This is a genomic window from Massilia sp. CFBP9026 (assembly GCF_034045165.1).
Lineage (GTDB): Bacteria > Pseudomonadota > Gammaproteobacteria > Burkholderiales > Burkholderiaceae_D > Telluria > Telluria arenae.
On sequence record NZ_JAXCWH010000005.1, the window covers coordinates 20,984 to 36,696 of the forward strand.

Annotated in this window: 8 protein-coding genes; 5 read left to right on the forward strand and 3 right to left on the reverse strand. The window is 66.9% G+C overall.

What is annotated here, in order from left to right:
• Positions 1-92: 92 nt before the first annotated feature.
• Positions 93-578: an SRPBCC family protein gene (locus SOM28_RS13370; protein WP_147933553.1), complete on the forward strand. Its 486-nt coding sequence runs from the start codon at positions 93-95 to the stop codon at positions 576-578.
• Between the two features lie 14 nt (positions 579-592).
• Here the strand turns inward: SOM28_RS13370 and SOM28_RS13375 are convergent, their stop codons facing one another.
• From SOM28_RS13375 to hemE, 3 genes are all read right to left on the reverse strand, one after another.
• On the reverse strand, positions 593-2,038 hold the full coding sequence (locus tag SOM28_RS13375) for a dihydrolipoyl dehydrogenase (RefSeq protein WP_123068038.1): 1,446 nt from the start codon (positions 2,036-2,038) through the stop codon (positions 593-595).
• 20 nt (positions 2,039-2,058) lie between these two features.
• Entirely contained in the window at positions 2,059-4,083 is a 2,025-nt protein-coding gene (locus SOM28_RS13380; protein ID WP_320468414.1) for a primosomal protein N', read from the reverse strand.
• A 546-nt stretch (positions 4,084-4,629) separates the two neighbouring features.
• Positions 4,630-5,712: a uroporphyrinogen decarboxylase gene (gene hemE / locus SOM28_RS13385; RefSeq protein ID WP_320468415.1), complete on the reverse strand. Its 1,083-nt coding sequence runs from the start codon at positions 5,710-5,712 to the stop codon at positions 4,630-4,632.
• A gap of 91 nt (positions 5,713-5,803) precedes the next feature.
• Here hemE and SOM28_RS13390 point away from each other — a divergent pair, with 91 nt between their 5' ends.
• From SOM28_RS13390 to SOM28_RS13405, 4 genes are all read left to right on the forward strand, one after another.
• Positions 5,804-7,735, forward strand: a complete 1,932-nt coding sequence (locus SOM28_RS13390) for a S9 family peptidase (RefSeq protein WP_320468416.1) — start codon at positions 5,804-5,806, stop codon at positions 7,733-7,735.
• On the forward strand, positions 7,735-11,871 hold the full coding sequence (locus SOM28_RS13395) for a DEAD/DEAH box helicase (RefSeq protein WP_320468639.1): 4,137 nt from the start codon (positions 7,735-7,737) through the stop codon (positions 11,869-11,871). The genes SOM28_RS13390 and SOM28_RS13395 overlap by 1 nt, the downstream gene beginning before the upstream one ends.
• A 294-nt stretch (positions 11,872-12,165) precedes the next feature.
• Complete coding sequence (locus SOM28_RS13400) at positions 12,166-14,052, forward strand: DUF885 domain-containing protein (RefSeq protein ID WP_123068033.1); 1,887 nt, start codon at positions 12,166-12,168, stop codon at positions 14,050-14,052.
• Between the two features lie 154 nt (positions 14,053-14,206).
• Positions 14,207-15,703, forward strand: coding sequence for an extracellular catalytic domain type 1 short-chain-length polyhydroxyalkanoate depolymerase (locus tag SOM28_RS13405; RefSeq protein ID WP_320468417.1), 1,497 nt, complete (start codon positions 14,207-14,209; stop codon positions 15,701-15,703).
• Positions 15,704-15,713: the final 10 nt, after the last annotated feature.

Sequence of the window (15,713 nt, forward strand, 5' to 3'; positions counted from 1 at the left end):
CGGGAGAGCCAGGGCATACTGGCGCGCAATCGAGTAACATGCGTCCTTTGCGGCGTGCGCCGCCGCGGCCCTATTTTCTGGACATACGCCCTATGAAATTCGAACATCTCGTTGAAATCAACGACCCGATGAACCCGCTGATCGACACCCTCACCCGCGAGCAGGTCTGGCATGGCCTGGTCCTGCGCGCCGAAGACCCGAAGATGTTCATTCCGCACCTGGACGCCAGCGAGATCGTCGAGCGCGAGGCGGGTGCTTTCCGCCGCCGCCTGACCTTCGGCGAGCTGGTGATCGAAGACCAGGTGTTCCTGACCCCGCTGCAAGAAGTGCGCTACGAGGTGCCGGCCCAGGGCGAGATCGCGGCATCGAGCCTGCGCATGATCATCGAGGCGCCGACCAATGCCATGCTGCTGGTGCGTTTTTGCTACGACGACGGCACCGGCGAACACGCCGATCCGGCCAACGCGATGTATGACGAATTCAAGAAGTCGGCCTATGAAGAAGCCGACCTCGATACGGTGCGCATCCTGCGCAAGCTCGCCAGCGAAGGCAAGCTGAACACCACGCTGCTGAACTGAGCGTCAACGCAGTGTTAGGTTCCCGGCTCGGTATCGGCCGGGTCGGTCTGGCTATCGCCCTTCGACAGGTTGTTGGCCAGGTCGCGCAGCGCGGTGCGCACGCCCTCCTCGATCACCGGGTGATAGAACGGCATCTCCAGCATCTGGTCGACCGTCAGGCGCATCTGGAATGCCCATGACAGCAAATGGGCCAGGTGTTCGGCGCGTGGCGCGATCATCTCGGCGCCCAGGAACAGCCGGGTGCCATACTCGGCATACACCCGCAACATCCCCTTGTTCTGCAACATGACCCGGCTGCGGCCCTGGTTGGCGAAGGACACGCTGCCGACCGCGAACTTGCGCTGGCCGCCGGCGCACAGGGTCTTGTAGTTCTTGCCCAGGGTGGCGATATTCGGCTCGGTGAAGGCCACCGCGATCGGCGCGCGGCGCAGGCCCGGACGCACGTCCGGATAGCGGCCCGCGTTGTCGCCGGCGATCTTGCCGTGGTCGGCGGCGTCGTGCAGCAGCGGGCGCTCGTTGTTGGCGTCGCCCGCGATGAAGATATTGCTGGTCCCGCACTGCATGGTGCGCGCGTCGAAATGGGGGATGCCGTCCGGCCCCAGCTCCAGGCCCGTGTGCTCCAGTCCCAGGTCGTGCACATTCGGCGTGCGGCCGGCCGTCATCAGCACATACTGGAAGTGCTCGGTGCTTTCCTTGCCCAGCGCATCGCGCACCGTCAGCGCCACGTCGCCATCTTCCTTCTCCTGCACCGCCCCGACCACCTCGGTCTGGAAGGCGATGTCGAGTTCTTCCATCAAGACCCGGCCCGCGCAGCGCAGCACTTCGGGATCGGTGATGTTGGCGATGCTGCCGCCGCGCGCATAGAAGCGCACGCGCACGCCGAGCCGGGCCAGGGCCTGGCCCAGTTCGAGGCCGATCACGCCGGTGCCGATCACGGCCACCGAGCGCGGCAGGTCGTCCCAATAGAACACGTCGTCGCTGGTGACGATGCCGGGACCGACGTTCTCGAGCTGCGGCAGGCGCAGCGGCGTGGAACCGGTGGCGATCACGATGCGGCCGGCCTGGATCTCGGTGTGGTCGTCGACCACCAGCGTGCAGGGACCGGTGAAGCGCGCGCGACCCTGCAGGCGGTCCTGCACCGGCATCGCCTCGATGCCCTCGAGCACGAAGCCGACGAAGCGATCGCGTTCGCGCTTGACCCGCTCCATCACGGCGCGGCCGTCGATGCGTTTTTCACCGGCATGCACGCCGAATGGCGCGGAGGTGTCGATCACGTGGGACGCCTCGGCCGCCGCGATCAGGAGCTTGCTCGGCATGCAGCCGACCCGGGCGCAGGTGGTGCCGTACTGGCCGCTCTCGATCGCCACCGTCCGCGCGCCCAGCGTCTTGGCGGCGCGGTAGGCGGTCATGCCGGCGGTGCCGGTGCCGATGATGGCGACGTCCACGTTCAATTGTTTCATGCTGCTCCCCTCTTTCTCATCTAGATGTCGAGTGGGTCGACTTCCAGCGACCACTTTACGCGGGATTTCATCGCCCGCAGTTGTTCTACCCAGACCCGCAGGTAGGCCTGCAGCGCCGGACGCGAACTGGACTCGACCAGCAACTGGGCGCGGTCCACATTATGCACCCGCGTCATCGTCATCGGGATCGGGTCGTTGATCAGGATAGCGTCGCTCGGCAGGCAGTCGCGCGCCGCCTCCAGGAATTCGATCGCGATCGGCAGTTCCTTGGCCTCGGCGCGCAGCAAGGCCTGGTACATGAAGGGCGGCAGCCCGGCTTCCTTGCGCTCTTCGAGCAGCTGGCCGGCGAAGCGCTCGTAATCGTGGCGCATCACCGCGCCGTACAGCGGGTGCTGCGCATACCTGGTCTGCACCAGCACCTCGGACGGCGCGCCGCCGCGGCCGGCCCGTCCCGCCACCTGCATCAGCTGGGCGAACAGGCGCTCGCTGGCGCGATAGTCCTGCGAGAACAGCGCGGTGTCGGGGTTCAGGATCCCGACCAGGGTCAGCTTCTTGAAGTCGTGTCCCTTGGCGACCATCTGCGTGCCGATCAGGATGTCCACCTCGCCCCGGTGCACGCTGTCGAAGGCGGCTTGCGCGCTGCCCTTCAGGCGCGTGGAGTCGGCGTCGATGCGCAGGATGCGCGCTTCCGGGAACATGGCATGTAGATGCTCCTCTACCCGCTGGGTGCCGCGGCCCAGCGGCTGCAGGTCCACGTTGCCGCAGGTCGGGCAGGAGCGCGGGATGCGCAACTCGAGGCTGCAGTGGTGGCAGCGCAGCCGGTGCTCGGGCTTGTGCAGCACCATGAAGGCGGTGCAGCGGGTGCAGTTGCTGATCCAGCCGCAGGCGTCGCAGCTGATCACCGGGGCATAGCCGCGCCGGTTCAGGAACAGGAGCGACTGCTCGCCGCGCTCCAGCCGCCCGCGCAGGGCCGCCAGCACCTCGCTCGTCAGCCCGTCGCGCGCGCGGTCGCGTTCCATGTCCACCAGCCTGACTTTCGGCAGCACGGCGTCGCGCACGGCGCGCTCGCGCAGGTCCAGCCGCCTGTACCTGCCGGAGCGCGCGTGGTGCCAGGACTCGAGCGACGGCGTGGCCGAGCCGAGCACGATCGGAATCCCCAGCTGGTGGGCGCGCCACACGGCCAGGTCGCGCGCCGAATAGCGCAAGCCTTCCTGCTGCTTGTACGAGGGGTCGTGCTCTTCGTCGATCACGATCAGCTGCAGGTTCGGCAGCGAGGCCAGGATCGCCAGCCGGGTGCCGAGCACGATGCGCGCCTGGCCGTTGTGCGCGGCCAGCCAGTGCAGCATGCGCTCGCCCTCGGACAGGCTGCTGTGCAGGGTGGCCAGCATCATGCCCGGGAAGCGGGCCCGGATATTCCCTTCCAGCTGGGGCGTCAGGTTGATCTCGGGGACCATGATCAGGATCTGCGCCTGCGGATCGCGTGCGAGCACCCGGGCGCAGGCCTGCAGGTAGACCTCGGTCTTGCCGCTGCCGGTCACGCCCCACAGCAGCAGCGGCGTGAAGCCTTCGGCGCCGCCGATCGCGTCGGCCGCCTCTTGCTGGGCGGGGTTCAGCACCGGCATGTCGACCGCCGTCGCATCTTGCTGGAGGTCGAGTTTCGCCAGTTTTTTCAGGGCGCGGTCCAGCGCCACCGTCTTGGGCACCCGCAGGTTCTTGGGCAGGCCGGGCAGCGCCACCTCGCCCAGCGGCCGCTGGTAGTAGTCGGCGGCGAAGCGCGCCAGGGCGATCCAGCGCTCCGGCAGCGGTGACAGCTGGCTGCGCACGGCCAGCGCATCCTTCAGTTTTTCGGGCGCGACATCGGTCCGGTCCTTGACCGCGACAATCAGCGCCATGATCTCGCGGCGCGCGAACGGCACCAGCGCCAGCTGGCCGGGCAGCGGTTCTTCTCCCGGCCGGCATGGCCAGCGGTAGTCGAAACTGCTGTTCAGCGGTGTATCGAGCACGACTTCAAGGAAGCAATGCGTGCTATCGGTGCTGGTTGACAATCTGGGCCCTGTGCAAATCTGTGGAAAACTTTGTGAATAGCGTGGGGCTTGACCCCATCAAAGGTTTACGTTAGATCAAGTCGCCATCGATAATTCTCAAATTCAAGACAATTTTTCTCTTATGAATCAATGGCTTGCGTATTCGTGCTCAGACCTGTTAACAAGCTCGGGGGCTTTTTCCGCGTTGTGCATAACTGGGGTATCCGGCGTGGAAAACTCGCTGCATTGCGTCACAAACTTAAGGCAATACTTGAAGAAGCGCGCTAAGTGCCGGTAAACCAAGCACTTTTCCCCATTGTTAAAACGTCTGTTGATAACTTTGTGAACAAGAGCCAAACTTTGCTGAATTCTACTGGACAACCTTGTGGTGCAGGACGCACTCAGCACTGGGTCGAAGCAAAAAACGCTTATAAATCATCGTTTTACGATGATTCAGAAGATGCCGAGATGTCCACAGGAATTTTTACCCACTTTTAGGAAGTTGTGAACAAGTGAGAGGGGTGACGGGCGGCCTTGTCAAGTGGGCCGCCAATCGTGGGGAATAATTCAGGCGGCGCGCTGCTTGCGGCTGAAGCTATGCACCGCGTCGACCATGGCGCTGACCGATTCCGGCGGCGTGAATTGCGAGATGCCGTGGCCCAGGTTGAACACGTGGCCATGGCCGCTCGACGGCGCGCCATAGGCGGTGAGCGAGCGCTCGACTTCGGCGCGGATCTGGTCCGGCTCGGCGAACAGGATGGCCGGATCGAGATTGCCCTGCAGCGCCACGCGGTCGCCCACCAGCTTGCGCGCGCGGCCCAGGTTGACGGTCCAGTCCAGGCCCAGCGCGTCGGCGCCGATGTCGGCCATCTCGTCCAGCCACATGCCGCCGCCCTTGGTAAAGACGATCGCCGGGATGCGCACGCCATCGTGCTCGCGCTTCAGGCCGGCGAGGATCTTGCGCATGTAATCGAGCGAGAACTCCTGGTAGGCGCCGTCGGCCAGCGCCCCGCCCCAGGAATCGAAGATCATTACGGCCTGGGCGCCAGCGTCGATCTGGGCATTCAGGTACTGGGTCACGGCTTGCGCATTGATGTCCAGGATGCGGTGCATCAGGTCCGGACGGCTATACAGCATCTTCTTGACCGTGTGGAATTCACGCGAGCCGCCGCCTTCGACCATATAGCAGGCCAGCGTCCACGGGCTGCCCGAGAAGCCGATCAGCGGCACGCGGCCATTGAGCGCGGTGCGGATCGAGGTCACGGCCTTGAACACGTAGTCGAGCGAGGCCATGTCCGGGACGGCCAGCGCGTTCACTTCGGCCTCGGTGCGCAGCGGACGCTCGAACTTCGGGCCTTCGCCGTCGGCGAAATACAGGCCCAGGCCCATCGCGTCCGGCACCGTCAGGATGTCCGAGAACAGGATCGACGCGTCCAGCGGATAGCGGTCGATCGGCTGCAGCGTGACTTCGGTGGCGTAGTCGGGATTCTTCGCCAGCCCCAGGAACGAACCGGCGCGCGCGCGGGTGGCGCGGTATTCCGGCAGGTAGCGGCCCGCCTGGCGCATCAGCCACACCGGGGTGTAGTCGGTCGGCTGGCGCAACAGCGCACGCAGGAAGGTGTCGTTCTGGAGCGGGGCAAATTGTGGCATGGCTGACAATGGCGTTGGTAAGGAAACGGCTATTATCGCATTCTTGGGCGAACACTATAATAGGCGCCCCACCAAGGAAAGAGCCCAGATCATGACGATTGCCACCAGCAAACAACCACTGCCCTGCGGCGCCTGGCCGTCCCCGATCAGCGCCGCGGTGGTCGCCGCCGGTGCGGTGCCGCTGGCCCAGCTGATGCTCGACGGGCCGCGCCTGGGCTGGCTCGAGGGCCGCGCCAGCGAGGGTGGACGCACGACGCTCATGGTCCACGACGCCGGCGGCACGCGCGAGCTGACGCCGGCGCCCTTCAATGTGCGCAGCCGCGTCCATGAATACGGCGGCGGCGCCTGCCTGCTGGCTGGCGGCACGGCCTGGTTCTCGCACCATGTGGACAACCGCCTGTACCGGGTCGAGGCGGATGGCCAGCCGGTCGCCGTGACGGCCGAGGGCACTGGCCACCGCTTTGCCGACTTCGTGCTCAATGGCGCGCGCCAGCGCCTGATCGCCGTGCGCGAGGATCATTCGGCCGGCGCCACCTACCCCGTCAATACGCTGGCCGCGGTCGGCTTCGACGGCGTCGAGACCGTGCTCGTGGACGGCAACGACTTCTATGCGGCGCCGCGCCTGTCGCCCGATGGCCGCCAGCTGGCCTGGCTGTGCTGGGACCATCCGCGCATGCCGTGGGAAGGCACGGAACTGTGGCTGGCCGACGTGGCCGATGACGGTTCACTGGTGAACGGCCGTCTGATCGCGGGTGGCCCTGAAGAATCGATCTGCCAGCCCGAGTGGTCGCCCGGCGGCGTGCTGCACTTCGTGTCGGACCGCAGCGGCTGGTGGAACCTGTACCGCTACGACCACGGCGTCGTGCATGCGCTGTGCCCGCGCGGGGCCGAATTCGCCGGCCCGCACTGGAGCTTCGGCGGTGCGCTGTATGGCTTTCGCTCCGAGGACCAGATCGTGTGCGCCTACGTCGAACAAGGCGTCAGCTATCTGGCAAGGCTGGCGGGCGGCAACCTGATTCCGCTGGAGTCGCCGTATGAAGAAATCCGCGAGCTGCGGGTGCAGGGCGACGTCGTGGCCCTGCTGGGCGGCGCGCCGACCATCGCGCCGGAGCTGGCGCGGATCGACCTGGAGACTGGCGCCAGCGAGGTGCTGGCCCACTCGATCCCGCAACTGCCGGCCACCGGCTACCTGTCGGTGCCGCTGGCGATCGACTACTCCAGTGAGAATGGTCGCACCGCCCACGCCTTCTATTATGCGCCGACCAATGCCGACCACGCGCCGCAAGATGGCGAACTGCCGCCGCTGATCGTGATCGGCCACGGCGGCCCGACCGGCATGGCAGCCAGCACCCTGAAGCTGTCCACCCAATACTGGACCAGCCGCGGCTTCGCCGTGCTCGACGTGAACTATGGCGGCAGCACCGGCTTCGGCCGCGCTTACCGCAACCTGCTCAAGCACCAATGGGGCGTGGTCGACGTCGAGGATTGCGTGGCCGGCGCCCGCCACCTGGCGGCGCAAGGCGTCGTCGACCCTGAGCGCCTGCTGATCCGCGGCAGCAGCGCCGGCGGCCTGACGGTGCTGTCCGCACTCAGCTTCCACGACGTGTTCAAGGCCGGCGCCAGCTACTACGGCGTGTCCGACCTGGCGGGACTGGACGCCGATTCGCACAAGTTCGAGTCGCACTACAACCAGTACCTGATCGCGCCGCCGGAAACCGCCGCCGCGGTGTACCGCGAGCGCTCGCCGATCCACCATACCGATAAACTGCGCCGGCCGATGATCTTCTTCCAGGGCCTGGACGACAAGGTGGTGCCGCCGCAGCAATCCGAGAGCGTGGTCGAGGCGCTGCGCGCGCGCAAGCTGCCGGTGGCCTACCTGACGCTCGAAGGCGAGGGCCATGGCTTGCGCAAGGCTTCCAGCGTGGTGCGTACGCTGGAAGCGGAGTTGTATTTCTACCTGCGCGTGTTCGGCATCCCGGTGCCGGACGGCCTGCCTGCGATCGAGATCGAGAATCTCGCGTGATGGTGGAGGACGTGAACGCGCGCCTGGCCGCCTGCACGGCGGAAGAACGCGCACTGCTGGTCGTGCTGGCGATCGCGGGCGAGCCGATGGGCCGCCAGCGCATCCTGGAGCATATGCGGGCCCTGGGCGTGGCGCTGCCGCTCGCGCAATGGGCCGATGAACTGGCGCGCCTGCGCGAGCGCGGCCTGGTGGTCGACATGAGCGAGCGCGGCGTCGGCATCGCTCCCGACCTTGCCTGGCCGGTGCTGGACGCGGCCCTCGACGATGGCCTGTTCGACAATGTGGCCGGCGCCTATGCCCAGGTGTCGACCGTGCGCCGCGACTGGCAGGGGAACCTGATGCTGCGCACCTACCGCCAGGGCCTGGCCCTGCTGCGCATCGCCCTGCTGACGGGCCAGGAACATGACGTCGTATTCCCGCTGCTGGATGCCTGCCAGCGCTGCCACGAGGCGAGCTACCTGCATCCGCTGGTCGACGTCTGCGCGCGCCCGTTCGCGCCGTCGCTGATGGAACGCATCCACCCGCGCCTGCGCGAAGGCATCCTGCACATCCTGGTCATGCATGCGCGCAGCGAACCGGCGCTGGCGCCGGGCGTGCGCGAGTACGCCGAGCGCCTGATACCGCGCAGCAGCCCCGAAAGCCCGCTGCGCCGTTCGCTCGGCGAACATTACATCCTGTGCGGCCGCCTGGACGACGCCCTGGCGCTGGTGAACGAAATGAGCGATTCGCCCGGCCTGTTCCTGCGCAGCGTGGTACAGGTGCTGCGCGACGATAGCGATGCGGGCCTGGCCGGCATCGATGCGTCGATCAAGCAGCTGCGCCGCGAAACCGGCAAGCGCAAGGCGGTATTCGACGGCCACTGCGCGCACATCGCGATGGCCGCCCTGCTGCGCAGCAGCGACCCGGGCCACCTCAAGCTGGCCGACGCCTGGCTCGAGATCGAGACGCGCGCGGTACAGCGGGCCGACAACGCGGTGTGGTTCCAGCTTGGCATGCTGCACGAGATCCAGCGCGGCACCGTCGACGCGGCACTGTTCGGCACGCGCAGCTGGGAGATGTCGCTGGAGCCGACCGTGTTCCGCGCCCTGATCCATCACTGGCTGGCCCTGCCCTCACTGAGCGCGCAAGGCGCGCGGCTGGAAGACATGCTGCTGCAATCCGAGACGGCCGGCTTCGACCTGTGGTCGGCCCAGCTGGCCGGCGTGCTGGCGCAGATGGGCCAGGCCGGCCACCTGGCCCACGAAGCGCGCGCCAGCGAACTGCGACGCAAGCACCGCCTGCCCGACATGACCGGCTGGTTTGCGCGCGAGGAACCCTGGGAACGCCAGCTCAATGCCCTGATCAACCTGCAGCCGGCGGCGAACGTGGAAACCGTGCGCGAATCCAGGCTGGTCTGGCTGATCCGCTACGACCCGCACCTGGGCGTGCAGGAGCTGGAGCCGCGCGAGCAGAAACGCGATGCGCAAGGCGGCTGGAGCCGCGGCCGCGCCATGGGCCTGAAACGCCTGGCCGAGGAAGGCGCCGGGCTCGACTTCCTGACCGCGCAAGACCTGCAGGCCGTGAACGCGATCGCCGGCCGCCGCTACTACGCCGGCAGCGGCATCCGTTTCGAACTCGAAGTGCACAAGGCGCTGCCGGCCCTGGTCGGCCACCCGCTGCTGTTCTGGATGGAGTCTCCCGGCACCCGGGTCGAGCTGCTGCCGGGCGAGCCGGAATTGCTGGTCAAGAAACTGGGCGACAAGGTGTCGATCGTGCTGAACCCGCCGGTCGAAGACAATAACGGCGACGTCGTGGTCACGCGCGAGACGCCGACCCGCCTGCGCCTGGTGCACATCAGGGACGAGCATCGGCGCATCGCCGCCATCGTCGGAGAAGGCTTGACGGTGCCGATGGAAGCGGAACGGCGCGTGCTGCGCGCGATCGGCGCGGTGTCGTCGATCGTCACCGTGCAGTCGGACATCGGCGCCAGCAGCAGCGATATCGAGACCGTGCCGGCCGACCCGCGCCTGCACGTGCTCTTGCGTCCCTACCAGCATGGCATGCGCATGCAGCTGCTGGTGCGTCCCCTGCCGGGCGGCGCGTATTATGGCCCCGGCGAAGGCGCGGCCAATGTGATCGCCGACGTCGACGGCATCCGCACCGAAGCCCGGCGTGACCTGAACGCCGAACGCGAAGCCGAGCGCCAGCTGATCGGCGCATGCCAGGCGCTCGAACACGCGGAACCGGACCACGGCGAATGGCTGCTCGGCCAGCCGCTGCTGGCATTGGAACTGGTCGACCAGCTGCGCGCGCTGGATGGCGAGTCCATCGTGGTCGCCTGGCCCGAAGGCGAGAAATTCAGGGTGACGAGAAAGGCCACGACCAAATCGGTGCGGGTGCAGATCCGGCGCGAACGCGACTGGTTCGCGGCCAGCGGCGACGTCGTGATCGACGAAGGCCGCGTGATGAACCTGCGCACCCTGCTGGAAAAGATCCAGGAGAGCGGCAGCCGCTTCGTGGCCCTGGGCGAGAACGAATACCTGGCCCTGTCCGACGAGCTGCACCGGCGCCTGACGGAGCTGGGCGCCTATGGCGAGTTGCATGGCGACGGCATCCGCACCCATGCGCTGGCCAGCTTCGCGCTCGACGAGCTGGCGCGCGAGGCCGGCCACGTCGACGCCGACAAGGCCTGGCAGGGGCACCTGGAACGCATGGCCGACAATGCCGCGTACCTGCCCGAGCTGCCTTCCACCCTGCAGGCCGAGCTGCGCGATTACCAGGTCGACGGCTTCCAGTGGCTGGCGCGCCTGGCGCACTGGGGCGTCGGCGCCTGCCTGGCCGACGACATGGGTCTCGGCAAGACCCTGCAGGCGCTGGCGCTGCTGCTGACGCGCGCAAAAGACGGCCCGGCGCTGGTCGTGGCGCCGACCACGGTGTGCCTGAACTGGATCGACGAGGCCGCGCGCTTCGCGCCGACCTTGAAACTGCACCTGTTCGGTCCCGGCGAACGCGCCGCGACGATCGACAATGCGGGACCGTTCGACGTGGTCGTGGTCAGCTACGGCCTGCTGCAGCTGGAAGCGGCGCGCTTCAAGGGCCGGCGCTGGCGCAGCATCGTGCTCGACGAGGCCCAGGCGGTCAAGAATATGCACACCAAGCGCTCGCAGGCGGTGATGGCGCTGCAGGGGGACTTCCGCATGGCAGCCACCGGCACGCCGCTGGAAAACCACCTGGGAGAATTGTGGAACCTGTTCCGCTTCATCAATCCAGGCCTGCTGGGCAGCGCCGACCAGTTCCAGCTGCGCTTTGCCGGCCCGATCGAGAAAGCCCAGGACAAACGCGCCGAAGCCGGTGCTAGATCCCGCCTGCGGCGCCTGACCGCGCCCTTCATCCTGCGCCGCACCAAGGCGCAAGTGCTGTCCGAGCTGCCGCCGCGTACCGAGATCGTGGTCCCGGTGGAACTGAGCGCCGAAGAAAACGCGCTCTATGAATCGCTGCGCCGCCAGGCCCTCGACAAGCTGGCCGCACTCGAAGCGCCGGAGGGCCAGAAGGCAATCGAGATCCTGGCCGAGATGATGCGGCTGCGCCGCGCCTGCTGCAATCCCGAGCTGGTGGCGCCCGGCGCCGGCATCGCCAGCAGCAAACTGGCGACGTTTGCGCGCCTGACCACCGACCTGCTCGAGAACCGGCACAAGGTGCTGGTGTTCAGCCAGTTCGTCGATCACCTGACCCTGATCCGCCAGTATCTCGACGCCCAGGGCATCGCCTACCAGTACCTGGACGGATCGACCCCGATCCAGGAACGCAAGCGCCGCGTGGATGCCTTCCAGGCCGGCGAGGGCGACCTGTTCCTCATCAGCCTGAAGGCGGGCGGCGTCGGCATCAACCTGACGGCGGCCGACTACGTGATCCACATGGACCCGTGGTGGAACCCGGCGGTCGAGGACCAGGCATCCGATCGCGCGCACCGCATGGGCCAGCAGCGGCCGGTGACCATCTACCGCCTGGTGGCGCGCGGCACGATCGAGGAAGGCATCGTCGACCTGCACCGCCACAAGCGCGACCTGGCCGACAGCCTGCTCGAAGGGACCGAGATGGCGGCGCGCATGTCGCCGGGGGATATGCTGGAGATGCTGCGAAGCGGCTTGGGCCGCTGATTTATCAAAACCTCAATGTTGGCATAGAGCCTATCTCAGTAGATGGGAGGAAGCTGATGGCGATGCATGACGAGTGTGGGCAAGGCGCGAGGAGGCCGCATGGCGGCGCCATGCAACGACGAGCAACGCCGCCCACGCTTGTCATGCGCGCCAGCAGCGACTCCCATCTGCTGAGATAGGCTCTAACGTGTCGGAATGTTTCAACTGCCCGCAAATGATGCAATTAGTGCTAATCTGCACGCCTTCACGCCTGTGCGCATCCAGGCATCTCCTTAGTTACGGGACTGAATAACGATGATGAAAACGAAAATCGCGCTGGCGGCCTTGCTGGCGTGTTTCGCACTGACGCCGGCCATCGCCGCCACCTCCAAGCCAGCCAAGGGCAAGGCCAAATCCTCGAAGGTCGTCAAGAAGAAGACTTCCAGCAAGGGCAAGAAGGCCCTGGTGGGCGCGGCTGCCGTCGGCGCCGGCGCTGCCGCCGCAGGTGCCGCCAGCGCCAACGCCGCCGAAGCACGCCTCGACCGCCGCATGTCGACCCTGAGCATGCAATACCTGACCGCCCTGTGGCGTGTGGATCCCGAAGGCGGCATCTATGTCGGCAAGTTCGACAACGCCGCCAACCTCACCATTCCGGATGCCGACACGCGCGCCAGGCAGCTGGCCTTCGCCAACGAGTGGCTGGAAAAATTCGGCAAGCTCGATCCCAAGCAGCTGTCGCCGCGCTACCGCACCGACCTGGCCCTGCTGGTCAACAAGCTCGAGAAGGACCGCTGGCGCCTGAACACCTGGCGCGAATACGAGTGGAATCCGTCGCAGTACAACGTCGCCGCGCCGCTCGACCTGATCCTGAACACCGACTACGCGGCCAAGCCGCAGCGCCTGCGCACCATCCTCAAGCGCCTGGCCGACGTGCCGGCCTATTACGCGGCGGCGCAAGCCTCGATCACCAAGCCGACGCGCGAGCACACCCAGCTCGCGATCGGCCAGGCGCCGGGCACGATGGCGGTGCTGGCCGACCTGGGCCGTGCGGCCCAGGAATCGATATTGACGGCGCAAGAGAAGGCGATCTTCGCCCAGCGCATCGCCAACGCCGGCAGTGCGGTGCTGGGCTTCGTCGATTTCCTGAACGGCGTGGAGAAGCGCCAGGCGGCCAGCGGCCAGGCGCGTCCTTTCCGCGCCGGCAAGGCGCTGTACGAGCAGAAGTTCGCGCTCGATATCCAGTCGTCGTCCAGCGCCGAAGAGACCTTCCGCAAGGCCCTGGTCACGCGCGAGGAACTGCTGTCGAATATGGACCGCATCTCGGACGAGCTGTGGCCGCGCTATATGGCGGGCGTCAACAAGCCACAGGACCGCTTCCAGAAGATCGGCATGATGATCGACAAGTTATCAAGCCGCCACGTCGCGCGCGAGAACTTCTTTGCCGAGATCCGGCGCCAGATCCCGCTGCTGCAGGACTGGGTGATCAAGCACGACCTGCTGACCCTGGACCCGAGCAAGCCGCTCGAGGTGCGCGAAACGCCGATGTACCAGCGCGGCGTGGCCGGCGCCAGCATCGACGCGCCGGGCCCTTACCGCTCCAAGGACAAGACGTATTACAACGTCACGCCGATGGACAACCTCACGCCGGAACAGGCCGAGAGCAGCCTGCGCGAGTACAACGAGTGGATCCTGCAGATCCTGAACATCCACGAGGCGATCCCCGGCCACTACGCGCAGCTGGTGCACGCCAACCGCTCGCCCTCGCTGATCAAATCGCTGTTCGGCAATGGCGCCATGGTCGAAGGCTGGGCCGTGTATGGCGAACGCATGATGCTCGAATCGGGCTACGGCGACAACGCGCCCGAGATGTGGCTGATGTACTCGAAATGGAACCTGCGCAGCGTGACCAACACCATCCTCGACTACAGCGTGCACGTGAACGGCATGGGGCAAGAGGCGGCGATCGACCTGCTCACCCGCCAGGCCTTCCAGACGCGCCAGGAAGCCGACGAAAAATGGCGCCGCGTGACCCTGACCTCGGTGCAGCTGACCAGCTACTTCAGCGGCTACCACCAGATCATGGAACTGCGCGAGCGCCGCAAGCAGCAGCTGGGCGAACGCTTCAATCTGAAGGAATTCCACGATCAGTTCCTCAGCTACGGCAATGCGCCGGTCAAGATGATCTCGGAACTGATGCAGTAACCCTCCGCGCATGGCCCTCATTGCCGATGAGGGCCGTGCAAAAACGCACAAGCGGCGTGCTCGCGCGCCCGCTTGTGCGCCCCGTCTCCCGAACTATGATGAATGTGGCAGGCCGTCCCCGGCCAGCCCACGACAATCATATTCGGAGACACGCATGCAGCCCTTCCACCAACGAGCGGCGCAAGCCGCGATCTGCCTGGCGCTCTGCGCGCCGTTCACTTCTTCCCTCGCACAAACCCCGGTCCAGGCCGGCCCCGGCGCCTGGAGCGCCAACCAGGTCTGGGCCAACGACACCACCCACGGCGGCGCCCTGAACGGCTACTACTACTGGCCGGCCACGCCGCCGGTCCTGGACAACAAGCGCGCCCTGGTGCTGGTGCTGCACGGCTGCGCCCAGACCGCGGGCGGCGACGTGATCAACGGCAGCGGCGACGCCGGCTACAACTGGAAGGCGGTGGCGGACCAATATGGCGCGGTGATCCTGGCGCCGAACGCCACCGGCAACGTCTACGGCACCCACTGCTGGGACTGGGCCGCCACCAACCGCAGCCGTTCCTATGGCCACACCGCGGTGCTGCTCGACCTGATCAACCGCTTCCTCTCCAACCCGCAATACGCGATCGATCCGAAACAGGTGTACGTGGCCGGCCTGTCCTCGGGCGGCGCCAAGGCCATGGTGCTGGGCTGCACCGCACCCGAGGTCTTCGCCGGCCTGGGCCCCTCCGCTGCACCGCCGCCGGGCGTGACCACAGGCCAGATCTCGATCGTCCCTTCCGGCTATACGGCGACCACCGCGGCCAATGCCTGCCGCGCGATGGCCGGCACCGCGCTCGACCATTTCGCGACCCAGGTCACCGGCGTGATCTGGGGCACGGGCGACTACACGGTGGCGCAGGCCTATGGCCCACTGGACGCCGCCGCCATGCGCCAGGTGTATGGCGGCGCCTGGACGCAGGGCGCGGCCGTGACCGTGCCGGGCAGCGGCAGCAATGTGGAATACACGGACGCCAACGGCAAGGTGCGCACGTCGCAGGTCACGGTGACGGGCCTGGCCCACGCCTGGCCGGCCGGCACGGGTGGCCAGAACGCCAACTACGTGAATGCGACCCGCGTGAACTACCCGGCCTTCATCATGGATTTTTGGTTCAACAAGAACCTGCGGGTGTCGCAGTCGCCGGCGCCCGTCATGGCCTCGTGCAGCGCCAGCGTGTCGGGATCGACGGTCACGGTGAACGGCGCCGCCAGTTTCGCCGAAGGGTCGATCGCCGGCTACCGGGTGCTGCTCAATGGCCCGTCGCCGGTCGACGACGCTGCGGCCGGCAGCGGCACGGCCTTCAGCAAGGCTTATGCGAACCGCGCCGACGGCAGCTACGGCGGCAGCGTGACGGCCATCGGCAATAACGGACAAACGTCGAATGCCTGCGCCCTTCCCGCCTTCCAGGTCGGCACGGGCACGCCGCCGCCGGTGTTCACCTGCACGACCAGCCTGGCAAGCAACTATGCCCACGTGCAGGCGGGCCGCGCCCACGTGAGCAGCGGCTATGCGCTGGCCAACGGCTCGAACCAGACCATGGGGCTGTACAACACCTTCTTCACCAGCACGCTGGCGCAGACGGCGCAGGGCTATTACATCGTGGGGAACTGTCCGTGAGGCCGCGGCA

What these genes read in the sequence shown, in the direction of transcription:
- hemE (WP_320468415.1), bottom strand. Translation starts at nt 5,712, where the DNA reads ATGCCACAATTTGCCCCGCTCCAGAACGACACCTTCCTGCGTGCGCTG.
- SOM28_RS13390 (WP_320468416.1), top strand. Translation starts at nt 5,804, where the DNA reads ATGACGATTGCCACCAGCAAACAACCACTGCCCTGCGGCGCCTGGCCG.
- SOM28_RS13395 (WP_320468639.1), top strand. Translation starts at nt 7,735, where the DNA reads ATGGTGGAGGACGTGAACGCGCGCCTGGCCGCCTGCACGGCGGAAGAA.
- SOM28_RS13405 (WP_320468417.1), top strand. Translation starts at nt 14,207, where the DNA reads ATGCAGCCCTTCCACCAACGAGCGGCGCAAGCCGCGATCTGCCTGGCG.
- SOM28_RS13375 (WP_123068038.1), bottom strand. Translation starts at nt 2,038, where the DNA reads ATGAAACAATTGAACGTGGACGTCGCCATCATCGGCACCGGCACCGCC.
- SOM28_RS13400 (WP_123068033.1), top strand. Translation starts at nt 12,166, where the DNA reads ATGATGAAAACGAAAATCGCGCTGGCGGCCTTGCTGGCGTGTTTCGCA.
- SOM28_RS13370 (WP_147933553.1), top strand. Translation starts at nt 93, where the DNA reads ATGAAATTCGAACATCTCGTTGAAATCAACGACCCGATGAACCCGCTG.